Origin of the sequence: Exiguobacterium sp. s125, from assembly GCF_018618605.1 — a bacterium.
Taxonomy (GTDB): Bacteria; Bacillota; Bacilli; order Exiguobacteriales; family Exiguobacteriaceae; genus Exiguobacterium_A; species Exiguobacterium_A oxidotolerans.
Genome location: NZ_JACSMI010000001.1, coordinates 1,097,622 through 1,119,880, shown reverse-complemented (window position 1 = coordinate 1,119,880; position 22,259 = coordinate 1,097,622). Strand labels below are relative to the sequence as shown.

The following is a 22,259-nucleotide window of genomic DNA, read 5'->3' as shown; positions in this document are numbered from 1 at the left end:
ACAGGAGGGCTGACGAATGCAAGAACGACAAACCATTTTAGTCGCAATGGACTCTTTTAAAGGAAGTTTAAGTTCAGCTCAGGCAAACGGGGCGGTCATGGAAGGAATTCGTCAAATCAATCCGAATCAATCCATACAATCGATCGAGGTGGCAGATGGCGGCGAAGGAACGGTCGCTGCCTTGACTGGCCCCTTTAATTTAACGAGACGGAAAGTTACTGTGCATGATGCAAACGGCCGTCCGACTGAAGCCGTATATGGTCATAACAAAAAGACAAAACGTGCCGTGATCGAAGTCGCATCTGCTTGTGGATTACCACAACTGAAAAAGGAAGAACGGAATCCGCTAACTGCGACATCGTTCGGGGTCGGACAATTAATTACAGATGCCCTGTCGTCAGGAGCACGGCGGATTTACTTAGGACTCGGCGGTTCGGCGACGACTGATGCAGGGGTCGGCATGCTTCAGGCATTGGGGTACCGATTTCTGGCACAGGACGGGACAGAAATTACAGAGATGCAAGAACTTACTTCTTTGGCGTCCATCGATGAGACACGGGTTCACCCTGCTCTCGAAGATTGTCAATTCACAATCATTTGTGATGTCGATAATGTTTTCTACGGTCCAACTGGAGCTGCATATGTATACGGTCCCCAAAAAGGGGCATCCGAGCGTGATGTTGTCGAGCTGAATGATCGTCTCATCCATGTAGCAAAAGTAATTACGGAACATACTGGAATAGATGTTCAGTCTATTCAAGGAGCAGGTGCCGCAGGTGGATTAGGAGGTGCTTGTTCGTCGCTCTTACAGGCTGAATTAAAACGCGGTGCTGAACTGATTTTGGAGGAAACAGGGGTCATGGCGCAAATAGCGGACTATGCGTTTATTTTTTCAGGTGAAGGAAAAATTGACGGACAGACGTTTCAAGGGAAATTGCCGCAAGCAATCGGGCAATTCGGACACCGGTTCGGCATCCCCGTTATTTTATTAGGCGGAAGTGTCGACGCACCGATTGAACACATAAGAACAGCAGGGATCACAGCTGCGTTTTCGATTACACAACAACCGGTCGCGCTAGAGGAGATGATGCAGCCTAAAAAAGCATATGACACTCTGAAGTACACGGCGGCCAATCTATATGCACTATGGATGACGATGAGATGAAAGGATGAAGCCGAAAATGATTTTAAAATGTACACCTGTATTTCAAGAACGGCTTTGGGGGGGACGAAAGCTCGCCTCACGTTTTAACTATGAAATTCCTGACGGTCCAATCGGCGAATGTTGGGGGATTTCGGGTCATCCCAATGGAATGAGCATCATTGAAACAGGACACTATGCCGGCTACTCAATAGAACGGTTATGGTCTGAGGAACGGGAATTGTTCGGCGACTACACATTAGCAAAATTCCCACTATTAGTGAAGATTCTCGATGCAGAAAAAGATCTGTCGGTTCAGGTCCATCCGAGTGATGAACAAGCTTTTGAGCTGGAGGGTGAAGCATACGGAAAAACGGAATGCTGGTATGTCATCGAAGCAGAAAAAGATGCGGAAATCATTTTAGGTCATACTGCCCGAACGAAAGAAGCGTTGCGAGAGTCAATCGAACAAGCTGAATGGAGTACCTTGTTGCGGACACAACGTGTCAAAGCGGGCGATTTTATTTTTGTACCGAGCGGAACGATCCATGCGATTGGAAAAGGCATTGTGGTTCTCGAGACACAGCAATCTTCTGATACGACCTACCGGCTGTATGATTTCGACCGTATTGATGATGTTGGAGAAAAAAGAGTTTTGCACCTTGAACAAGCGTTTAATGTCATTACAACACCCGATGTTACGTTTTACGGACGAACAGAGACGAAGCAAGTGACAAACGCAGAGATCACGACGCTTATTAAAGTTCCGGAATTCAACGTATATCACGTCAAAGTAAAAGACGGGTTTGTCCTTAAGCCACTTGAACGTTTCCGTACGATCACAATTTTAAACGGGCACGGAGAGATTGAAAATGTACCGGTTCAAGCGGGAGATCATTTCATTATTCCGCAGGGACAAGCTCCCCGCAATTGTATGGGAACATTTGAATTCATCATGAGTGATGTGGAAGTTCGATGAATATAACTGTAGTCTTTCAAGATAATAACGTGAATAATTGACTGAATATTCAGACTTTAATGTCGGTTAGTTTCACACATTACAGGATTTGTGAACGAGAAAGTCCACTCCTTAGGGGGAGGATGAACGTGAGTTTAATTTCGGAGTCCAGCTAGTAGGCGTTTTAGAAATCAACAAGTTAATCAGGCTGCCCTTACACAGTATTTTATCCGTGTAAGGGCAGCCTGGTTTTTGTTGGATACATTCTTCATTGGAGTGAATGAAATAAGCGTTCACCTATTTATTTTTTTATCATTTTAAGTTCTTCTTAATATACGTAATGATTTTACGAAGTTCAGTAGCAGTAGGACGACCAAACGGGCTAGTTTGCCGTTGCTGATAAAGAAGAGATCCTGTTTCATCAACAAGGAAATAAGCCGGCTCACCATGTAATCCATGATCCTCATAAGGTGAATCTTCACCGTGGTAATAGACGTCAAAGTCTTTAAGGACCTTCAGCTCTTCATCGGAGAGCACAGGGAAGGACAGTTGCTCTTTTGAAGTCATTTCCGACAAATTTTTTAATTGATCCGTCGCAATCGTAATGAGATCGACGCCATGTTTATCAAAAAAGCCTTTATTTTCTTCAAGTTCCTTTAAATCTGCGACACAAACAGGACACCATGCCCCTCTAAAGAAGATGATTAGCTGCCAATTGTTGTCTTGTTTTTTCGATGAAGGATAGTGATAATCTTCACCTGTTGTAGAAGGGAGCGTAAATGATGGAATATGTGTACCTAGTTGAAATGTACTCATTGTATTCTATTCCTCCTTAATGTTAAATCTACTTATTACCTTACACCATCTGTAGCAGAAAGGCTGTAACTCTGCTTACAAAACGTCTTTTAAATTTAAATCATGATTTAATTCGGAAAAAAGTTTAAAACCTGATAAATCAGGATATAATTACTTAATACGTATAGTATATGAGGATAAAGAATTTTACGTAAAAATGACCCAAATCTTTTTTTTACTATTTATCTTTAATTCTTACTATTAATATTTAGAATTAATTGTCAATCATTCCATTATGTACATTATTAAAAAACTTCTCCATGTATAAAACAGACGGTTGTACACGGGAGAAGATTTAAGCTAAGGAGACCACCCACTTGACTACATTTCTTTCAAACGAAAAAACACTCTCATCCACCCATGTCCTGGAAGCCTTAAAAACAAATGTCGCCATGATCCGGTTCGACGTACAACGCCGTGTCGTCGACGTCAATGATCTGTTCGCGAAGACGATGAAATACCGACGCGACGAAATGATTGGGATGCACCATCATCTGTTTTGTCCACCGGAATTCGTCAACAGCCCTGCTTACCAGGAACTTTGGAATAAGTTACTGAGCGGTTTCAGTGCCGCCGACAAAATCAAGCGGATTGATTCGCGGGGCAATGCGATTTGGCTCGAAGCGACGTATATGCCGATTTACGAAAATGATCAGGTCGTCGGCGTCGTCAAGATTGCGTCAGACATTACGGCGCGACAGGAAACGATTGCAGAATATGCGACATCCTTCGAAGAAATTGCGACACATCTCGATGAGCGTTCGCTTCAAGGAAAGCAGGAAAGTGAAGAATTGAAGCGAACGATTGAAAAAATGGCGACGGATGCCAAAAACAATTTGCAGACGTTAGCGAACTTACAGGCACAATCGTCGGAAATCACAAAAATCGCGGGGACGATTAAAGAGATTGCCGCCCAAACGAACTTGTTGTCTTTGAACGCCTCGATTGAAGCAGCACGCGCGGGTGAACACGGGAGTGGATTTAACGTCGTTGCGATGGAAGTCAGAAATCTTTCGAAACTCGTCGAACTCGCCGTCGTCAACGTCCGGACGACGACCGATGACATGAACAAGGAATTAAGCCGGATTGAAACCGGGATTACCCGGGCGAACGAAGATGCCTCGTCAAGCGTCCGCGTCATGGAAGAGACGTTAAGCCGGTTTGATACAGTCAGTCATGCGGCCGAGACCTTGAATCAAACTTCGAAAAAATTCACGACCATTATCTAAACGATTCGTCAGGAGCGAGGAAGCGGCTTCTGATTTTTTTTAGGAGACCGTTCTGAAAATCAAGTATAATGAAAAGAAGAGACGAAACGATTGCACGTCAGATCGTTTTTTAAAGGACGTGAAGCTTGTGAAAAATCGTTACATCCTCCTCTTGTTTCTCTTGCTAGGAGGGGCTTTTCTTTATACCGTCTGGATCAATCCGAGTCTCAAGGCGAATGAAATTCATGTCGCACTGGACGGTGACGATGTACAAGACGGATCCCGGAAAAACCCGGTCCGGACGCTAAAACAGGCAGCTGCGTTAGCGAAACCAGGGACGACCGTATATGTCCATGCCGGCGTCTACACGGAACCGCTCGTCGTCAAAAACAGCGGGACGAAGGCGAAACCGGTCGTCTTTCGACCGTACCGGAATGATGAAGTCATCTTAAGCGGGAAAAAACTCAAGTCGCAAGATGGAACAACGGCGCTCATCACGATGGACGGGAAGGCCTACGTGACGATTCGCGGCTTCATCATCGAGGACATCAAAACGAAGCGTGCCGATGAAACGATCATCGGTATTTACCTGACGGGACCGAGCCACGACGTGACGCTCGAGCAAAACACCGTCCGCCGGATCGAAACGTCATCGAAAGACGGAAACGGGCACGGGATTGCCGTCTACGGGACAGAACCGATGCATGACATCACGCTTACAAAAAATCGTGTCGAAGATTGCCGGCTCGGTTCGAGTGAATCAATTGTTTTAAACGGGGACATCCGACGTTTCACTGTCAAAGAGAACCGGGTCAGCCGAAATGATAACATCGGAATCGATTTGATCGGGCACGAGGGCGTCGCGACGAGCGGAACAGATTACGTTCGTAACGGAATCGTCACCGGCAATATCGTCCACGACATCTCGTCCTACGGGAACCCGGCTTACGGGAACGCGTATGCTGCCGGCGGGATATACGTCGACGGCGGGAAAAATATCGACATCATCAACAATACCGTCTATCGAAGTGATATCGGAATCGAAGTGACATCCGAGCATCACGGAAAATATGCTGAACAGATTAATGTCGTCGGGAATACAGTGTATGAAAACAACTACACGGGCATCGCGATTGGCGGCTACGACAGCAAGCGGGGCGGGACACGACAGACGGTGATTCAACAAAATGTCCTTTACCGGAACGATACGAAGGGCGAAGACGGCGGACAACTGTTGGTCCAGCACTATGTGGAAACGACACGCTTCGAGGAAAATACTGTGACGGCGGGTCCGTCACGCATCATGATCGCCAATTACGTGTCGAGCGGTTCGACGAATCAGTTCGCACGCAACGTCTATGAAAAAGAGCCCAGCAAGACGAGTGACTGGATTTGGGAAGAGGACGCCTTGTCGTTTGCTGCATTTAATAAACAAGTCAGTGATGCGACGTCACTGTATACAGATCCGTTATATGTCAATGCCGCGGATTATGACTTCCGGTTAAAAGAAAATTCACCCGTCTTGAAACTCCGTAAATGATCGCATCCATCATTTAATCACTTAAATCGATGCGGAAGAAGGAAACGAAGCGATTGTGTATAAATAGAAAGAAGTGAACGGTCAACTATTTGCGATAAGAAGTACGTTTCACAGGAAAGACGAATCGCTTGGCCGAGGAGGAACATTGTGAAAAAGTCCATCTTAGCATTCTTTTTACTGACACTGATTGGTTGCGTCGGCTATGTCGTCCTCAACCGGGGACCGGACGTCGCCTATGAAAAAATGGTTCAAGCAAAAGTGACGCAATATGTCCAAAAACAATATGGAAAAGCGCAAATCGTCGAGGTCCGTCCGGCATATGCCGATACGGACGAAAGTAAGGAGCGGCGCCACCAAATCGCCGTCAAGCTGAAGGCATACAAGCAGGATCAATACATGTTGTACCGCTTAAAGAAAAATAAAGTGATTGAACTCGGACTGACAGAGACGTTGCCGATTCCAAAGCAATGAATCACGAAACAGGCATGATGGCCGCGAGCCATCATGCCTGTTTTGTGTATGGATGCGGTTAGCCTGCATCTTTCAACTCTTGATACGGATTGACCCGTGCCGCGATTTGCGCCGGCAGCAGTGAAGCGATTGTCCCGAACAGGATTGGCAAAGCAAGCGAGACACCGATCAAGAGCGGTTCGTCCCACGGGACTAAGCCATACAGGACGTAAATCGTCAGATAGGAAATGCTGAGACCGACCAGCCCTGCGACGAATCCGATCAGCATCCCTTCGAGCAGAATCAATTGGCGGATCGAACGATTTGTCCAACCGACAGCTTTGAGGATGGCGAGGGTGGCGCGGCGGTCGGTGACGTTTTGCCACATGATTTCACCGGTCGTCAAGATGGCGATCGTGATCGCGACGCCCATCGTCACGTAATGCATCGGGCCGACTTGAAGCGCGACGAACTGGCCGAGCCAGGACGTATAGAGGACACCTTGCAAGTGGAACGTCACGAACAGGAAGAACGTCAACAGCGCTGTCGGTAACGCAATCGACAGAATCGACAACGCATTGCGTTTCCATTTACCGAAGATTTCCTTTAACGCCAGTGTAAAGGTCGAACGCAGACCCAGTTTGATATGTGAGGATGCGGCGTATTCACCGGTCTTGATCGCTTCGTACGGCGAAATCTGACGAATCGTCCAGGCGGACCAGGCAGCACCGGTCATGTAGATCAGTAAGCTGAACCCGGCGATCAAGACGAGACTCAGTACGTTCATCGTTTCATTGCGGACATACGAGAAAATACTTTCGACGAGCAGGGCGACGAGCGAGACGAAGCCTGCGAGCAGTACGGCTTCAATTATGACGATCCGGTAAAGATCTTTCGTCCGCCAGCCGAGTGCGAGCAAGACAGCGAACTCTTTCCGGCGGGCAAGCATCGAGACGTAGCTCGTCGCGAGGACATACACGATGGCGACGGCAAGCATCGCGAAGATGACACCGGAGAAGCCGACGCTCGTCTCACGGAAAATCGTCATCGCGGCACCGATGTGGATCCACGGCTGTTCAATCCAGCCGAGTGTCTTCCCGTCATCAACGACTTTCGTCACGACCGGTTGCGGGGAGGAGCCTTTCGTGATCGTCGCGACGAGACCGGTCTCTTGTTCAATTTGTTTTTTCACGTCTTGCAGCAGTTGTTCCGACTGTTCGCTGACGGTCGCTGCTCCTTTGACTTTTAAACGAATGGATGAAATCGCTTGTTTCCCGTTAACTGCTAAGGCGCTGTCAAGCGTCGTCAGGATATTTGGTGAACTGGTCAATAGACCGACCGGGTTTCCTGACGTATCAATCGGTTTAGCCGGATTGATCGGTTTTCCTTCGGCGTCAAGGACGAGATCAGCGGACGACGGACGATATGTTTCCATCGGTAATTCGTTGAGTGGATCTTTTGAGACGTTGATTTTATTCGGGTCGTATAAACCGACGACATTAAATGATAAGTATGGGAACGCAGTGTCTACTTCACCTGGCTTTGGCTTGTTTATTTTTCGACCACTCGATTCAAGTGACCGGAATCCATGTTCAGGGAAATAATTTTTACCATATGTCCAATTTTTAATTTGGATGGGAGCGGAATTTATCTCATAAGCCGTAGTCCAACGGGTTGGATAAGGACTGTTGATTGTTTTGAACTGGAGCGGACCTGATGTGTAGAGCAATTGTGCCCCCTCTAACTCATCCGTGCCTAAGGCAGTAGCGTTCGTTTTTTCTATCAATTGTTGTAAATACGTTTTTTCTACTTTAGACATCGGGATTGTGAGATGTTGAATGACTTTAGCAGAATACGTAGTAAGGGCAGAGTTAGTAATGGAACGTTTTGGTTGTTTTTTAATCAATTCATCAATCAGCTTTTGTTGATCTTGTTCCGTTACAAAAGGAGCATCCAATCGTTCAATCGTGTATTCATAATTGCCCTGATTAAAGGAATTCGGATTAATGAGGACGGGAATGATATGTTCACCCGGGTTGTTTCCAGGTTTATGGTGATCAAGGTTAGAGAAATAACGCGATTTATTTTTCGAACTGACACTTTCATCCAGTCCGACCAGTCGCGCTTCTTCGACCGGATCGATGGCGACGACAAGGGCAGGATTTCTTGCGTTGGCATCTTGAAAATATTCAACTGGATTCGTCGTAAAGGAGGCATTTTGAGGAACAGGGACTTTTGTGCCTTGTGCAATATGGATGATTTCTTGCGATTGCTGTTCTTTCGTAAAACCATTTTGAATGTAATTCGTCGTCGTCAAACGATATATGCCTGGCTTTGTCGGAAACTTTAACGCTTTTTTGTAAGAAACACTCGAATTCGCGTACCCCATCACAGCAATCGGTGCGGCAATATCAACTTCCTTCATCTGTTTGATGTCCTCATACTGTTGAAAGGAAATCCCGCCGTTGATGCCGTTCAAATAGTTCGGCTCAAGCAGGTCACTCGCTTCGGTCGCCATCTGGCTGCCTTTTGGTCGGACGACGATGTCGTAAGCGGACGACCATTTTTTCTGTAATGTCTGTTCGACCGTTCCTTGACTTGAATCGGTCAGGTTGAACATCAAACTGAGTCCGGCACTGATAATCAGGGCACCGACAAGCGTCAAGATGAATTTAAAGCGTTGCCGGCGCCAGTGGTTCAAAACGAAACGTAGCATCTGGATCCTCCTTGATGTTGTAATGAGTAGCGAGGTGAGCCGTGGAGCATTTGGTAAAGGCCGATAAGAAGAGCTGTGATGTCTCGTTTACCCGCTTTGGATGGTCTTCTTACGACGATCTTCAATGATTTGTCCGTCCTGCATGAACAGAATCCGGTCCGCCCGTTCAGCAAGTGCCACGTCATGGGTGACGAACAAAATGCCGCACTGCTCTTCCCTGTGCAGGTCAAGCAACAATTGAAAAATTGTCTCGCCGGTGACGGAATCAAGATTTCCGGTCGGTTCATCGGCAAGGATCCAGCGCGGGCGACTGATCAGCGCCCGTGCGATTGCGACCCGTTGCTGTTGACCCCCGGACAGTTGGGCCGGTAACGCGTGTTGTTTTTCAAGTAAGCCGACTTTCTCGAGGATCTGGGCAATCCGCTCTTCTTTATTGAAGTCCGTTTTTTGTTTTAAGAGCGGGACGAGCACGTTTTCTTTGACCGTCAACGCAGGCAGAAGGTGAAATTGTTGAAAGATGAAGCCGATTTCCTGTGCCCGGAAGGCGGAGAGGCGGCGATTTTTCCAACGGCTGATGTCTTGGCCGTCGTATTCGATTTGTCCGGACGTCGGACGGTCGAGTGAACCGATCATACTGAGAAAGGTCGACTTTCCGGAACCCGAGGCACCGACGATTGCCGTCACTTCGGTGGCTGAGAACTGGCACGTGAGGTCGTTTAAGACGAGTGATGGACTCCCGGCTAATTGAAACGCATGGGAGAGGTGATTAACGGAAATATCCATTCGAACGCTCCTTTTACAAAATAAGGTAACTCAACTATAAAATTATTTGAAAATTTTGTCTATTGTTCTTTTTATTATCGGGTTAAGAACTGAGACAGCCTTGTCTCGTCAGTGCCTGCTGATTATGCGTAGTATCCTTTTTGATACTTAACGACATTAATGTGCCTACTTCTCAGTTCACAAACAGGACTTTATGATAAGAGAGTAAGAGACAGAAAAAACAGGAGGTTGTAAAAATGAAGTGGAGTGTACGAATTATTCAAGGAGTGTTAGTAGTTGGCTTTTTATTATTTGGATTTATGAAACTGAGTGCAGATCCGACAATGGTCGACTCGTTTGAAAACGTGTACGGCTATGGAACAGGGTTCATGTATTTTGTTGGAACAATTGAAGTGGTAGCAGCCATCGGCTTATTGATTGGTTACTGGAAAAAGAAACTTATTCCAGTCTTCAGCGGGCTACTTGTACTCGTCATGGCAGGCGCCGTTTTGACACACTTAAATGCCGGACAAGGCATGGCAGTCGCAATGACACCGTTGATTTTGCTCGTCTTGGCAGCATTTGTATTCGTCGCTCAAAAGAAAGTCAATAACGGAGCGAATCAATCGGCTGAACAAATTTCATAAAGTATAGGAGAGTGACACGGCTAGCACTGTGCACTCTCTATTTGTTTAGTGAGAAATAACAAGAAACTATGTTGACGATCAATAACGTCAACAGTGTGTTTCGCGTGATGCAACGGGTGGTTCCGCTTGGTCATGTCGGGAATGCGGAAGAAATCGCGCATGCTGTCCTGTTCCTCGCGACGGATGAAGCGAGCCATATCTCAAGGCGTCTGTCTTCCGGTCGACAGTGGCGTCACGGCAAGATAACTGAGGATACATCAAGGCACTGTTAATGCGACAGTGTCTTTTCTTAATGAAATATTTGGTCAATAAGTAACAGAGGATGTGATCAAAAGAATTTTTTTACAAAAAAAGCGTTACAATGGAAGGGGAAAATGACAAACGAAATGAGTGGATAATTTTGCTGCAATCATGGAAAAAACGATTGATTTACGGAACGGCTGGACTAGCAGCAGCTGGATGTGCGAGTGCATTCTATATCGGCGCGCATCCCGAAGAACCAAAAGCCAGTTCTTACCCGATCATATCAAAAGATGTCACGACGATGACGTTTAAGCCGAACGACGGTCAGGTTATCCTGCTGTCTGGAAGCGACATCAACCGTTCTAAAGAAACACAGGGTGATCCGCAAGAGCCGGCGCTGATGACGACATTATCAAAAACGGGAACAGAATTAAAGACGGAAGCGATTGCTGATCCAGATTTGTATCGGATGGCATTTTCACAAAAGGGAACGGACCCGCGGCATATTTATATCCATCACCCGGACGGTATCGAAGCGGACCACTTTTTTAGGTATGACTTAAAACGAGGGACGTTCAAGAAACACGAGGTGCCGAATACATCGATCACATCCGTTGCCCATTACGGGAAAGATGCCTGGGTCACATCAAACGCTGCAAAGCCGTCGGAAAAGATTCGATTAATCAACGTCCGGACGGACAAACGGTATCCGATTGAAGACCGGTTGATGCCAGTCGTTGATTCACCAATCCTTGAACTGAATCAGACGATTGCTTACGCCAACAACGGTACCGAGGATGATCAAGAAGGGGCGGCCGGAATGGTCCTGCTCGACCAGACGACCGGAAAATCACACGTCATTCGAAAAGCGGTTGAACCATATGCCTATACTGCTTTATACGGCGCTAAGGACACCGCGTATTTTGCAACGACCGACGGCATGATGATCAAGCTGAAGACCGACGGAACGATGCAGCAAAAGTCATTTTCAGTATTGGATGATGTCAACTACTGGGCGACGGAACCGATGCGGATGATCAACAAACAGACGGGTTATCAAATCATCGGCACCGGTGAAAACGATACGGATCAACGGTTCGTTAAGTGGACGTTCGGACAAGCGTTCCGGGTTGAACCGGTCCGACCTGATTTTTGGAAGCCGGGTAACTATTACCGTTACTTGTACCGGAATCCGTATAAGAAGACGTCCTACTTCACGGAAACGGACATGTCATCTTCTGGTGAATACCGGTTGATTGTCACGGACGACCAGTTAAAAACGTTACGGACGATACCGATTGATGGAGAAAAAGGTGTGGACTTTGTGATTGATTAACAGCAGAAGGAGTGAGGGAAATGGCTTTTGAAGAGGTGTATTTGACGGCAATTCAAGCACGGTTCCGCGCAGCCCGGGAACCGGCAGAGCAGGCACTCGGTTGGCTGAATGAGGAACAGTTTCATCAGACACTGGCGCCGGACACGAACAGCGTTGCCCTGTTGATTCAGCATATGACGAACAATATGACGTCACGCTGGACCGATTTTTTGACGACGGACGGCGAAAAGCCGGACCGCGACCGGGACGCTGAGTTCATCGACCAGGGACATGACAAAGCGACGTTACTGAAACTGTGGGATGACGGCTGGCGGCTTGTCGAAGCGACGCTCGCGTCCCTGACACCGGACGATTTGGAACGGACCGTTTTGATTCGCGAGGAACCGCATCTTGTCGTTGACGCAATCGAACGGCAACTCGCGCATTATGCCTATCACACCGGACAGCTGATTTTTTTAATGAAGATCCTGCTCGGACCGGACTTCAAGCCGTTGACGATTCCCTTACCGCATCAACGGAAGTGAATACAACAGACCTGCCTCTTTGACTTAAGGGGCAGGTCTGTTTTCATAATGTATCGTCACTCGAACTGCCGACAGGAGTTGTCGATAAAGAAATCGTAAAAGCGCGCTCGCCTTTTTTGAGTTGGATATCTTCAGGAGAATGGATGGCGTCGATTGAGTCTGTTCCCATCGACTCCTGAACGGTTGATTTCTCAAACATCAACACCTCGTATTCAGATGGGCGAAATGACGTATCACGAAACTCGACGCCACTCATCATGACTTTCTTTAAATCATCTGACTCCTCGGATTTTTCCTGCATGAGACCATCTAAGTCAAACATGTATGAACGGTAGCCTTTTGTCGTATCGAACACTTGCCCGAGTGTCAGTTTTTCCCCATCATAGTGACCGGGTTTGATGGTTTCGGTAAACCAATTTTTTTGTTCGCCGGATGCAAAATACTCAATTCCGGTCAGGTAAAGGAGGTTGTCGGTTTTCCCAGTCATGATATAAACAGCCTCATTTTTATCCGAATCTGATGGAGTTTTAGTCGTATCGAGTGTGAGTGTCAACGGCAACTCCATCGGTTTGACGACTTTTTTTGGCACAGCCTCTTCCGAACTGCAACCGGCAAGTAAAAGTGCCGATAATGAACAGACGAGCATTTGTTTCAACATCCACTTCACGTCCTTCGTATGTAAATAAAGTAAGTATAAAAGGATTGGATGTTATTTACAATCAGAAAAGTGTTCACGGAAAGGGGGGATTTGCGTGGAAAAACGATTTATTCTTTTCCTGTCGCTCGGACTGTTCGGTTGTTTAGCGACATGGAACCAGGAACAGGCAGAGGCGACCGCTTCCAAAAAAGTCCTGTATGTCGCGCCAGCCGGCAAAGATACGAATTCCGGTTCGTTGAAACGACCGCTCAAAACACTGAAACGGGCGAGTCAGCTTGCGAAAGCAGGGACGACGGTCTATCTGCGTCAAGGAACATACACGGAAGCGTTGACAGTCCGGTACAGCGGAACGAAACAGGCACCGGTCGTCTTCCGGAATTACCAAACGGAAAAAGTCGTCTTAAGTGGGAAGGCGTTGAAGAAACAGGACGGGGAGACGACGCTCATCCGAATCGAAAACCGGCAGTACGTGACGATTCAAGGACTGGTTGTCGCAGACATCAAGACGACACGAAACGATGAGACACCGATTGGGATATGTATCACCGGGACAGGACGGAACATTCAACTGATCGATAATCAGGTCCGCCGCATCAAGACGAATGCGAAAGGCGGCAATGCCCATGGGATTGCGATTTACGGAACCGGTCGCTTGAAGCAAATCACCGTCCGTGGGAATCGTGTCGAAGACAACCGGCTCGGGGCGAGCGAAGCACTTGTCTTAAACGGCAACATCGACGGGTTTTCCGTCACGGACAACATCGTCCGTCGTAACGATAATATCGGCATCGACTTGATCGGCTATGAGGGAGTCGCGACAAACAACTCGGAGGATTATGTCCGTAATGGAGTCATTTCCGGGAATCACGTCTCCGACAGTTCGAGTTACGGCAATCCGGTCTACGGCAAGGACTACAATGCGGCGGGGATTTATGTCGACGGCGGGAAACAGCTGACAATCGAACACAATACCGTCGAGCGAAATGATATCGGGATTGAAGTGACGAGTGAACATGCGAAGAAGTATGCAGAAGACATTACGGTCCGCGGCAATCTCGTCCAACAAAACCGGTTTACCGGCATTTCGATCGGCGGATACGATAAAAAGCGCGGTGGCACGAAACGGGTTCGGATTACGGACAATCAGGTCACTGATAATGACACGAAAGGGCTGGAAGGCGGTCAGCTGCTCGTCCAACATGATGTTCGCGATAATCGGATTGACCATAATGCATTTACGACAGGGCGGGATAACCTGTTTGTCGCGAACTTCTTCAAAACGAGTTCCGGCAATCAGTTTGACCACAATACTTATCAATTAAAAAAAGGAACAGCGAAACGGTGGATTTGGTTGGATCACGAGTACCGGACACAGGCATCATTTGAGCGGGCAGTTAAAGGAGGACTTAATAAGTGAAGCGAGCAGGGATTGTGCAGCACATGGAGAAATAAAATGGGGTAAGCGAACGAATTTGGAAAAGGAGCGATTGATATGAGTCAGGTGCAAGTGTTACAAATCGAGACCGTCATCCAACGACCCGTCGCCGAAGTCTGGACGTACTGGACGGAACCGGAGCACATCAAGGCATGGAATGCGGCATCGGACGATTGGCATACGACGGAAGCGACGAATGATGTCCAAGCAGGCGGTCGTTTTTCCAGTCACATGGCGGCAAAAGACGGCAGCATGGGGTTTGATTTTTCCGGTGTTTATGACGATGTCGTCGTGAACGAAAAATTAGCCTATACACTGGACGACGGTCGCCACGTGACGGTCTTGTTCGAAGCAAATGGGGACGAAACGAACGTCGTCGAAACATTTGAAGCGGAGTCGGCGAATCCGCCCGAGATGCAACAAGCGGGCTGGCAGGCGATCCTTGACCGCTTCAAAGAATATGCGGAACAACAGTGAAGCAGACAAAAAAGCCCGTTCCTAAGCAGGAGGGCTTTTTCTTTAGAGAAAAAATCGATTTACTGCCGTACTTGAATCAATGTTTCCCCGCAATTTTGACAAATGGAATCGAGTGTCTTCGTACAATCTGCGCAATATGTACAGTTGTGCGAACAATGATACGTCACTTGGTTGTCTTTGAACGCCTCTGCGCAGCGGGTACACGTCGTTGCCTGCATCGGTCTCACCTCACTTTTCTTGTTTACCTATCTTTATTTTACAAAATGGAGTCACGGTCCGACAGATGGTTTTCCTCGTTTTCAAGTAGCTTCGCCTAAGAATCAATGGTAATTTAAAGATATGTCTTCATAATATTAGGAGGGTGAAAAATTGGACGAAATTGATTACGCCATTATCCGGGCGTTGCAGGCGGACGGACGAATGTCCTGGACGGAACTCGGCAAAACGGTCGGCCTGTCAACCCCCGCCGTCAACGAACGGGTCAAGAAGTTGGAAGATCGGGGAGTGATTGAAGGATACCGCGCCGTCATCAATCCCGTCGCGATCGAAAAAACGATCATGGCGATCTTGATGTTCGAGCAGACACGCTGTGCGGCGTTCATCACGTTTTGTAAAGATCATCCGGATGTCGTCGAGTGCCACCGGCTCGCCGGGACGTTTAATTTCATGGTCAAACTGTACACGCCGACGGTCGAGACACTCGAAGCGTTCATCGATGCCTCGATGGAATACGGAAAACCGTCGACCTGGATCCGTTTGTCGTCGCCGGTTGCGTTTAAGGCGTTTACGGTCGGGGATGGAGTGTTGTTATGAAACGGGTTTCTGACCAGATTCTGCGAATGAGCGTCATTAGATGATAATAGATATTTATTTTTTATTATGAAGTGGAATTTAAGTACTCCAATTTTAAAAAGGACTGAGAGAATTCATGATGGCGCTGGACGGTAATGTACATATTCGAATGATGACCACAAACGATTTTTATTTAATGGTTAAATGGTTAAATAATCAGAAGGTATTAGAATTTTATGAAGAACCACCTTCAAGTTTAGAGCGGGTGATCAACAAATATGGTCCTAGAATTAAAGGGGAACACTATGTCACGCCTTGTATTGTAAAGTACAAAAATCAACCAATCGGTTATATGCAGTACTACAAGATTCAGGAAACTGATTTGAAAAAATATGAACTTCCAAACAATCAAGATATTTATGGGATAGATCAATTTATTGGAGAACCGCAATTATGGGGAAGAGGAATAGGTTCGATAATGATTCGAAAGATGGTGGATTATCTTTTGGATGACAAAGATGCTGCAATGATAGTATTGGATGTTAAAAAAACGAATAAACGAGCAATTTCAAGTTATGAAAAGTGTGGTTTCAAACAAATGAAAGAGTTAAATAATGACTCGATTTTAATGGGATGCATTAAAGAAACATGCGAATGAACTTTTTGCAGATGGCTTGAGATTGTTTATATTCCTTGTTCTATTCACCTATCTCACTATTTCTGTATCACAATAAATCTGGTTTACGAGACTAGATATTTAAAACCGATAATTCCATTTAACAGATTTAAATGGGAAAGGGGACAGACCGATGGACACAGTAAATGATTCCGTTCTGTCGATCCGGACATATCCGGCCGAACATCAAAAACACCGTAAAACGATCTGTCTGTACCACGGGTGGGGATCCAGTGTTAGCAAATATGATGAATTTGCGCGGATGCTTTCCGGTAAAGGATTTACCGTCATTGTGCCGGAGCTGATTCTGCATGACAGCCGCAATGCGCTAAGTGCGTATTTTGATCAAGGCATCGTCGAACAGCACTTTTGGGAAGTGGTGTTTCAAAGCATTGAAGAATCGAGCACGCTCGCAAAACAGCTGAACGTTCCAAGAGGGGACATCATCTGGCTCGGCGTCTCGATGGGAGGATTCATCGCGAGCGGTGCAGCGGCTAAACAACAGGGAAGCGCGGGATTGATTAACATCAACGGGTCTGGTTCCTTCCTCTTTTCGGAACAGCTTTTACGAAGCCGTGACAAAAGAACGACGTTGTCGACTTCAGAAGAACAACGCCTGAGAAAGTATGATCCCTTGTCGCAAGAGCAGGTGACGCCGACATTATTGTTACATGGAGAGGACGATGAGGTCATTCCGATTGCGACACAACAGCATTTTGTGCAACAAACTGTCTCAACTACAAATGATTTGACGTTCCTCAAATATCCATTCATCAACCATACTATCTCAGATGACATGATTGCAGACGTTTTAAACTGGTTGGATGAGCGTTTTTAACAGTTCAGAAAAACCGGACTCCTCTTTAGGGGCCCGGTTTTTCTTTAGAAGCGGTTGGTTATAAGGGATGTTGCACCGAAGATGGAAGCGAGAGTCGCCAACATGAGGCATTCGCCACGGTCACCGTAAAATCTTTTCGAGCGCTTTTCCTTTTGCCAGTTCGTCAATCAGTTTGTCGAGATAGCGGATCTCGCGCATTAAGTCGTCCTCCACGTCCTCGACCCGGACGCCGCAGACGACACCTTTGATGAGTGATCGCCGTTCCTGCATGTCTGGTGCTTCCGCAAAAAAGGTTTCGAAGGTCGTCGCATCTTGCGATAATGTCGAGAGCTGTTGTTCCGAGTACCCGGTCAACCAACGGATGATGGTATCGACTTCCTGTTTCGTCCGACCTTTCCGTTCCGCTTTTTTCACGTAAAGCTGATAGACGCTTGAGAACGCTGTCGTGTACAGCCGGTGTTGCCCCATTTTTCTCACTCCTTATGATTCGTATATTTTACATCAAAAAAAGCGCGGCACTACGTTGTCGGACACAGTTCGTGATACAGCTCTTTGATTTGTTGATACATCTGGTCCGTCGATTGTGCGGCATCGATCCGGATGACAGGTGACCTTGAAAGGATCATCTGGAGCTGATGTTCTGCCAATGTCCCAATCTTGGCAGGGTCCGTCTCCGTCAAATACGTCCTGCACCAATCGAGGAAATCGTTTGACCCTGAAAAATCGGGATAGCGTGCCTGTTCCCGTTTGATTAACCGGTTCATCCGTGTTTCTTCGTCCAACGTTAAAAATACGAGCAGCTCGCGGTCCGGGAAGCCGTATGGATTCCATGAAAAGACGGAACCGGAAACAATGTACTGTTGATGGCGTTCGATGTCCTGTCTATATAAGGCATACCGGTCGTCGACCGACCGTTTTTCAGTGAATGTTTGATCCGTCCACAAGTAGTGATCGCTATCGATCCATGGTATGCCTTCTTGCTGCCCGATCCACTCGCCGAGCGTGCTTTTGCCGGTGCCGGACCCGCCGATGATTTGAATGCGCATGATTGAACTCCTCCTAAAAATCTAGTCTCGCTATTAAATAGTCAGGCAATCACGAAGGTATCCCGCAGCTCGACAATCGTCCCTTCCGGTGCTTTTAATTTACTGAGATGCCCGTCGACGACGAAGTAGATGTTTCCGCCGTTTTTCGGCAGGAAGGTGACACCGCGTTGTTCGAGCCGTGCGACTTCCGCCGCTAAATCGTCGACGTATAAAGCAAAATGAACGGGACCGGACGTATGTTTCGTATAAGGCATCAAGGTCTCGTCAACTTTGTTCGTCTGGAGTTCGATATAAAAGTCGCCGAGCTTGAGCCAACTGTTGAACGCACGGGTATGAAAGTCCGGGGATTCCTGGACGAGTTCGAACCCGAGTGCTTCATAAAAGGATTTAGAGGCCGCGTAATCAGCCGTTTGGATACAGAGGTGATGGATTTGTTTCAACGTCAGGACGTCCTTTCGAAAACGGACCGCAACCGGTGCTCCGTTGTTTAGTCTATATGTCAGTTTAGCATAGTTTAAACCGTTTCAATGCAGACGGAAAGCTCCACCTGTTCAAGAAAAGATCAAGGTGGAGTAGCGGTTACGGCGTGACGTCGATGACATGAAACGTAACATCCTGACCGTCCGAAACGGCATAGGCAATCGTCCTATTGACGTAAATCGGTTTAGACATCGTGTCTTCCATTTCGGTCAACGGGGCGACGGTTCCGCGCGTTAAGTCGGCATAGAGGAGCTGCGACGTGTTTTCACGGAAGATTACCCGGTCGCGGGACAAGAAACGAAACGAAGCGACGGTCGAATGCCGATCGGATAATTCATAAGTGAAGTCGGATTGTTTTGAATCAAGCGGTAAGATGCCGTCCTGTTTTTTTTGGTTAGGTCATACTGTTCGTGGACGAGGCGGCTACATCAAAGGACTTCATCAGCGTTGTCGTCGTCTTCGCGGTCGCGTCAAGGATCAGCCAGGAGAGGCGGGTCCTTGAAGCGTCAAGCACCGGGATGGAGGCGTCGAAGCGGCTGATCCCTCGGTCAAGCAGATCCTGTTTTCCGTTTTTGAGATTGAAACTATGAATCGTCCAGGCAATCCGTCTTCTGCCGGCGCTGACGCGACCCAGAACAGGTAATGGGACACACCGGTCAATGAGCCAATCGGCTGATCGACCGTCTGGATGACTTCGTTCGTGTTCGACCCCGGGGTATAGCAGTAGATCGTACTGCTGACCTTGTTTTCGTTCGTCTGGATGAAGTGCGTGTAGTAAATATCGTGTTCATACAGATACTCCGTGGCAACCTGGACCGTCTGCCCGACAAGAAAAGGCGACAGGTTGTATGAATGCTTCGTACCGACCGAGACCAGTGTCTCCTTTTTTTAGTAGAGTGAAAATTGTCAATCAGATGAAAAACGATACCAAAACGTGTAGACTGGTGGAGTACCTAATTATTGTAACAGATGGACGGTTTATCCAATTTTTTTCTGGAGGTTCAGGTAAATCGAATATTTACATTCAGCAAGGAGTGCATCGAAATGGCAAGAACATTACGGAAATCAGCGACGGACAAATCAATCCAGGGTGTCTGCGGTGGACTTGCGGAACAGCTTGGGTTGTCGTCATTCGCCGTCCGCTTGATATTTATTTTTATTCCACTGCCCGTCAACGTCATCATCTACATGATTCTTGCGAATGCGATGGCGAGTCCACCACGGACGTTATGACACGAGTTTTAACTAAAAGGGAGGCAACCAAGATGAACAAACAGAACCGCGCGTCATCCTTAGCAGCGCGACTGATCGCGATCACAATCGGCGCCTTGATTGGAGTAACAATCATGTACAGCGTACAAGGAGAGTTCAACTGGAGTGTTTTTCTCGGATTCGTCGGCGGAGCACTCCTGTTAGGGGGCATCAGTGCCGTAGTGGCCCGTAAGAAGCGGCACGCGTAACTGGTTAAAATAAGGGGGAAAAGAAATGAGTTATTGGATTTGTACGACCTGCGGGGTGCAGACGGATGAGGAGGCGGTTCAACCAACGACCTGCCGGATTTGCAGTGATGAACGGCAATACGTCAATCCGGACGGACAATCGTGGACGACGCGTGAGGCGATGGTCGCGTCCAAGAACTACCGGACGACGGTGACACCGGAGCAACCGGGTTTGATGAGCCTCGTGACATCACCACAATTCGGAATCGGGCAAACGACGTATCTGGTCACCGGGTCAAAACGGCTGTTGTGGGACTGCATTACTTATCTCGATCAGACCGTGATCGATGAAATCAACCAACAGGGGGGACTCGACGCAATCGCCTTGTCGCATCCGCACTACTATGCGACACAAGTCGACTGGGCAGAAGCGTTTGATGTTCCGATTTATATCCACGAGGCGGACGAACAGTGGGTGACGCGACCGAGCGACCGGATTATTTTCTGGTCCGGCGACCGGTTGGAACTGGCAGATGACCTCGTCCTGCACCGGATCGGTGGTCATTTTGAAGGAGCGACGGTCCTTGAGTGGACGCAGGGAGACGCGGGACGGGGTGTCCTGTTGACGGGCGATATCGTCCGTGTCGTCGCTGACCGGGCATGGGTCAGCTTCATGTACAGTTACCCGAACCTGATTCCGCTGCCGGCAACGACGGTAGCGCAGATGGCAAGACAACTTAGCCCGCTTTCGTTCAACCAGTTGTATGATGCCTTTCACCGCATCGTCGAGACCGACGCGGCAGGTGCGGTCGCGCGGTCGGCCGCGCGCTACATCGACGCGTTAGGCGGCACGGATGATTAACGGCCTGTACGAAGCCCATCTCCCGGTCCGGAATTTAAAACAATCGATTGCCTTTTACGAAGGGCTCGGGCTGACGCTCGATCATATCGTCGACGACCGGTTGGCGTTCCTCTGGATTGTCAAAGAAGAAAGTTGGCTTGGCCTCTGGGTCGCGGATCAAGTCGAACTCGACTACCACCCGTCCATCCGGCATATCGCCTTTCATGTCGAACTGGAGGCATTGACGGATGCCGTCGATTGGCTGACGGCGCGCGGTTACACGCCACGAAAAGCGTTCGGGTTCGAACCGACGGAACCATTCGTCATGGCACTGGCGCACCACGCGCACGCGAAGATTCATTTCAATGATCCGGACGGGAACAGCCTCGAGTTCATCTGCCCGGTCGACAATCCGCACCGGATCACGGGTACGATGTACTGGAGCGACTGGTTATATATGAACGCTCAAGCAGAGGAGGAGACCGATGAAACAAGCAATCATCTTTGATATGGACGGAACGTTATTTCAGACGCACCGGATTTTAGGACCGGCTTTAGACGTGGCGTTCACCCGGTTACGGCAAGCAGGGAAATGGCATGACGCAACACCGCTTGATACATACGAAGCGATCATGGGTGTCCCGTTACCGCAAGTCTGGGCGACGCTCTTGCCGAACCATCCGGAGGCGGACCGAAAGCTGATGGACGACTGGTTTCAACAGGCCTTGATCGAGAGGATTCAAGCAGGGCAAGGCGCCTTGTATCCGAAAGCGGTGACGGTATTGCAAACACTCCACGCGGCCGGACACGACCTGTATGTCGCGAGTAACGGACTTTCGGCATATCTAGCGGCGATCGTCGAGCAGTTTGCGTTAGACCGTTACCTGACCGGCGTCTATAGCATCGAAGACGTTGATTCGCTCAACAAATCCGAACTCGTCCGGATGATTCGGACGAAACACGGATTACAGTCGGGTGTCGTCGTCGGCGACCGGCAATCGGACTTTAAGGCAGCGAAAGAAAACGGCTGGTCGGCGATCGGCTGCCGGTTTGATTTTGAACAGGAAGCGGAGCTCGCGACGGCCGAGTATATCGTCGATGACCTGATGGCGATCACGCAGCTCGTTTAAGGAACAGAGAGGTGCCTCTCATCATGAGTTCGTTTGAACATATAGGCAGAGGAATCGCCTTTTCGCA

General features: G+C 48.1%; 27 protein-coding genes. 19 read left to right on the top strand and 8 right to left on the bottom strand.

Annotated elements, in window-relative coordinates:
• Window positions 1-16: 16 nt before the first annotated feature.
• Both KNQ05_RS05555 and manA read left to right on the top strand, forming a co-directional pair.
• Window positions 17-1,165, top strand: a complete 1,149-nt coding sequence (locus KNQ05_RS05555) for a glycerate kinase (protein ID WP_214766013.1) — start codon at window positions 17-19, stop codon at window positions 1,163-1,165.
• A 16-nt stretch (window positions 1,166-1,181) separates the two neighbouring features.
• Window positions 1,182-2,120 (top strand): mannose-6-phosphate isomerase, class I, encoded by a 939-nt coding sequence (manA, locus tag KNQ05_RS05550; protein ID WP_214804639.1) that lies wholly within the window; start codon window positions 1,182-1,184, stop codon window positions 2,118-2,120.
• 291 nt (window positions 2,121-2,411) lie between these two features.
• Here the strand turns inward: manA and KNQ05_RS05545 are convergent, their stop codons facing one another.
• The gene (locus KNQ05_RS05545; protein ID WP_214769222.1) at window positions 2,412-2,915 is read right to left on the bottom strand and encodes a peroxiredoxin family protein; all 504 of its coding nucleotides are present in this window, start codon (window positions 2,913-2,915) and stop codon (window positions 2,412-2,414) included.
• Window positions 2,916-3,271: 356 nt separating this feature from the next.
• On the opposite strand from KNQ05_RS05545, the gene KNQ05_RS05540 reads away from it, so the two are divergent.
• The 3 genes from KNQ05_RS05540 to KNQ05_RS05530 all read left to right on the top strand — a co-directional run bounded on the left by KNQ05_RS05540 (window position 3,272) and on the right by KNQ05_RS05530 (window position 6,173).
• Window positions 3,272-4,183: a methyl-accepting chemotaxis protein gene (locus tag KNQ05_RS05540; RefSeq protein ID WP_214803580.1), complete on the top strand. Its 912-nt coding sequence runs from the start codon at window positions 3,272-3,274 to the stop codon at window positions 4,181-4,183.
• A 127-nt stretch (window positions 4,184-4,310) separates the two neighbouring features.
• The gene (locus KNQ05_RS05535; RefSeq protein ID WP_214804636.1) at window positions 4,311-5,702 is read left to right on the top strand and encodes a DUF1565 domain-containing protein; all 1,392 of its coding nucleotides are present in this window, start codon (window positions 4,311-4,313) and stop codon (window positions 5,700-5,702) included.
• Between the two features lie 147 nt (window positions 5,703-5,849).
• Window positions 5,850-6,173 carry a hypothetical protein gene (locus tag KNQ05_RS05530; protein ID WP_088837084.1) on the top strand — a complete coding sequence of 108 codons (324 nt, stop codon included), beginning with the start codon at window positions 5,850-5,852 and terminating at the stop codon, window positions 6,171-6,173.
• A gap of 58 nt (window positions 6,174-6,231) precedes the next feature.
• On the opposite strand, the gene KNQ05_RS05525 is transcribed toward KNQ05_RS05530, so the two are convergent.
• Complete coding sequence (locus tag KNQ05_RS05525) at window positions 6,232-8,868, bottom strand: ABC transporter permease (protein ID WP_214804634.1); 2,637 nt, start codon at window positions 8,866-8,868, stop codon at window positions 6,232-6,234.
• An 87-nt stretch (window positions 8,869-8,955) separates the two neighbouring features.
• A complete protein-coding gene (locus KNQ05_RS05520; protein ID WP_214804632.1) occupies window positions 8,956-9,651 on the bottom strand; it encodes an ABC transporter ATP-binding protein in 696 nt (231 codons plus the stop codon).
• A gap of 236 nt (window positions 9,652-9,887) precedes the next feature.
• On the opposite strand from KNQ05_RS05520, the gene KNQ05_RS05515 reads away from it, so the two are divergent.
• The 4 genes from KNQ05_RS05515 to KNQ05_RS05500 all read left to right on the top strand — a co-directional run bounded on the left by KNQ05_RS05515 (window position 9,888) and on the right by KNQ05_RS05500 (window position 12,380).
• A complete protein-coding gene (locus KNQ05_RS05515; protein ID WP_214804630.1) occupies window positions 9,888-10,277 on the top strand; it encodes a DoxX family protein in 390 nt (129 codons plus the stop codon).
• Window positions 10,278-10,345: 68 nt separating this feature from the next.
• A complete protein-coding gene (locus KNQ05_RS05510; RefSeq protein ID WP_214804628.1) occupies window positions 10,346-10,549 on the top strand; it encodes a hypothetical protein in 204 nt (67 codons plus the stop codon).
• 128 nt (window positions 10,550-10,677) lie between these two features.
• Window positions 10,678-11,856 (top strand): hypothetical protein, encoded by a 1,179-nt coding sequence (locus KNQ05_RS05505; RefSeq protein ID WP_214804626.1) that lies wholly within the window; start codon window positions 10,678-10,680, stop codon window positions 11,854-11,856.
• Window positions 11,857-11,876: 20 nt separating this feature from the next.
• Window positions 11,877-12,380 carry a DUF1572 family protein gene (locus KNQ05_RS05500; RefSeq protein ID WP_214804624.1) on the top strand — a complete coding sequence of 168 codons (504 nt, stop codon included), beginning with the start codon at window positions 11,877-11,879 and terminating at the stop codon, window positions 12,378-12,380.
• A gap of 43 nt (window positions 12,381-12,423) precedes the next feature.
• Here KNQ05_RS05500 and KNQ05_RS05495 read toward each other — a convergent pair whose 3' ends face one another.
• Window positions 12,424-13,038, bottom strand: coding sequence for a hypothetical protein (locus tag KNQ05_RS05495; RefSeq protein ID WP_214804621.1), 615 nt, complete (start codon window positions 13,036-13,038; stop codon window positions 12,424-12,426).
• A 94-nt stretch (window positions 13,039-13,132) separates the two neighbouring features.
• Between KNQ05_RS05495 and KNQ05_RS05490 the strand changes: the two genes are divergently transcribed.
• Window positions 13,133-14,455 carry a right-handed parallel beta-helix repeat-containing protein gene (locus KNQ05_RS05490; RefSeq protein WP_214804619.1) on the top strand — a complete coding sequence of 441 codons (1,323 nt, stop codon included), beginning with the start codon at window positions 13,133-13,135 and terminating at the stop codon, window positions 14,453-14,455.
• Window positions 14,456-14,530: 75 nt separating this feature from the next.
• Window positions 14,531-14,950, top strand: a complete 420-nt coding sequence (locus tag KNQ05_RS05485; RefSeq protein WP_214804617.1) for an SRPBCC domain-containing protein — start codon at window positions 14,531-14,533, stop codon at window positions 14,948-14,950.
• A 59-nt stretch (window positions 14,951-15,009) separates the two neighbouring features.
• Here KNQ05_RS05485 and KNQ05_RS15810 read toward each other — a convergent pair whose 3' ends face one another.
• Window positions 15,010-15,168: a DUF1272 domain-containing protein gene (locus KNQ05_RS15810; RefSeq protein ID WP_088837093.1), complete on the bottom strand. Its 159-nt coding sequence runs from the start codon at window positions 15,166-15,168 to the stop codon at window positions 15,010-15,012.
• A gap of 151 nt (window positions 15,169-15,319) precedes the next feature.
• Between KNQ05_RS15810 and KNQ05_RS05475 the strand changes: the two genes are divergently transcribed.
• The 3 genes from KNQ05_RS05475 to KNQ05_RS05465 all read left to right on the top strand — a co-directional run bounded on the left by KNQ05_RS05475 (window position 15,320) and on the right by KNQ05_RS05465 (window position 17,256).
• Window positions 15,320-15,763 carry an Lrp/AsnC family transcriptional regulator gene (locus KNQ05_RS05475; protein ID WP_214766041.1) on the top strand — a complete coding sequence of 148 codons (444 nt, stop codon included), beginning with the start codon at window positions 15,320-15,322 and terminating at the stop codon, window positions 15,761-15,763.
• A gap of 115 nt (window positions 15,764-15,878) precedes the next feature.
• Entirely contained in the window at window positions 15,879-16,400 is a 522-nt protein-coding gene (locus KNQ05_RS05470) for a GNAT family N-acetyltransferase (protein WP_251131964.1), read from the top strand.
• 151 nt (window positions 16,401-16,551) lie between these two features.
• Window positions 16,552-17,256, top strand: a complete 705-nt coding sequence (locus tag KNQ05_RS05465) for an alpha/beta hydrolase (protein WP_214766043.1) — start codon at window positions 16,552-16,554, stop codon at window positions 17,254-17,256.
• Window positions 17,257-17,376: 120 nt separating this feature from the next.
• On the opposite strand, the gene KNQ05_RS05460 is transcribed toward KNQ05_RS05465, so the two are convergent.
• From KNQ05_RS05460 to KNQ05_RS05450, 3 genes are read right to left on the bottom strand one after another with little or no spacing between them, the layout of a single operon-like run.
• Window positions 17,377-17,724 (bottom strand): DUF2200 domain-containing protein, encoded by a 348-nt coding sequence (locus tag KNQ05_RS05460; protein ID WP_214804615.1) that lies wholly within the window; start codon window positions 17,722-17,724, stop codon window positions 17,377-17,379.
• A gap of 50 nt (window positions 17,725-17,774) precedes the next feature.
• Window positions 17,775-18,302: a shikimate kinase gene (locus KNQ05_RS05455; protein WP_214804613.1), complete on the bottom strand. Its 528-nt coding sequence runs from the start codon at window positions 18,300-18,302 to the stop codon at window positions 17,775-17,777.
• 41 nt (window positions 18,303-18,343) lie between these two features.
• Window positions 18,344-18,742 carry a VOC family protein gene (locus tag KNQ05_RS05450; RefSeq protein WP_214804611.1) on the bottom strand — a complete coding sequence of 133 codons (399 nt, stop codon included), beginning with the start codon at window positions 18,740-18,742 and terminating at the stop codon, window positions 18,344-18,346.
• 1,084 nt (window positions 18,743-19,826) lie between these two features.
• On the opposite strand from KNQ05_RS05450, the gene KNQ05_RS05445 reads away from it, so the two are divergent.
• Genes KNQ05_RS05445 through KNQ05_RS05425 form a run of 5 tightly spaced genes read left to right on the top strand, consistent with a single transcriptional unit; the run spans window position 19,827 to window position 22,192 of the window.
• Complete coding sequence (locus KNQ05_RS05445; RefSeq protein ID WP_088837104.1) at window positions 19,827-20,015, top strand: PspC domain-containing protein; 189 nt, start codon at window positions 19,827-19,829, stop codon at window positions 20,013-20,015.
• A 32-nt stretch (window positions 20,016-20,047) separates the two neighbouring features.
• The gene (locus tag KNQ05_RS05440; protein ID WP_088837105.1) at window positions 20,048-20,242 is read left to right on the top strand and encodes an LPXTG cell wall anchor domain-containing protein; all 195 of its coding nucleotides are present in this window, start codon (window positions 20,048-20,050) and stop codon (window positions 20,240-20,242) included.
• Between the two features lie 25 nt (window positions 20,243-20,267).
• Window positions 20,268-21,083 (top strand): MBL fold metallo-hydrolase, encoded by an 816-nt coding sequence (locus tag KNQ05_RS05435; protein ID WP_214804609.1) that lies wholly within the window; start codon window positions 20,268-20,270, stop codon window positions 21,081-21,083.
• Window positions 21,076-21,570 (top strand): VOC family protein, encoded by a 495-nt coding sequence (locus KNQ05_RS05430; protein ID WP_088837107.1) that lies wholly within the window; start codon window positions 21,076-21,078, stop codon window positions 21,568-21,570. The genes KNQ05_RS05435 and KNQ05_RS05430 overlap by 8 nt, the downstream gene beginning before the upstream one ends.
• Window positions 21,548-22,192 carry an HAD family hydrolase gene (locus KNQ05_RS05425; protein WP_214804607.1) on the top strand — a complete coding sequence of 215 codons (645 nt, stop codon included), beginning with the start codon at window positions 21,548-21,550 and terminating at the stop codon, window positions 22,190-22,192. The genes KNQ05_RS05430 and KNQ05_RS05425 overlap by 23 nt, the downstream gene beginning before the upstream one ends.
• The last annotated feature ends 67 nt before the right edge of the window (window positions 22,193-22,259 follow it).